At 46.7% G+C, this 392-nt stretch carries 1 protein-coding gene; it reads right to left on the reverse strand.

The annotated features are described in order from the left end of the window. The coding region (locus tag FS806_RS25375; protein WP_144942136.1) for an IS110 family transposase at positions 1-392 on the reverse strand (392 nt) is incomplete at both ends.

The following is a 392-nucleotide window of genomic DNA, read 5'->3' on the forward strand; positions in this document are numbered from 1 at the left end:
GTTTAATATTGGCTCCTTCCAACACCTTTTGAATGCGGCTCACTTCACGGGAGCGTTCATCGATTAGACTTCGGCGATAGCGAACCAATTCACGTAATTCGCGCTGTTCCCGTTTGGGAATAAAGCTGCCTTGCAATAGACCATGTCGTAAAAGATCGGCGATCCATTCAGCATCTTTTACATCCGTTTTTCGTCCCGGCACTGCTTTGATGTGCTGAGCGTTGACAACCATGATGTGAAGTTCTTCCAGTTCCAAAAGGTTGAAAATCGGTTTCCAGTAGACACCCGTACTTTCCATTGCGACGTGGGTGCAGTGATGGCTTTTGATCCAATCGGCCATTTGGATCAAATCATCGGTCATTGTACTGAAAGTCCGAATCTCTTTGCCCTTC

It is taken from the genome of Paenibacillus sp. 32O-W, assembly GCF_007679495.1.
GTDB classification, from domain to species: Bacteria; Bacillota; Bacilli; order Paenibacillales; family NBRC-103111; genus Paenibacillus_L; species Paenibacillus_L residui.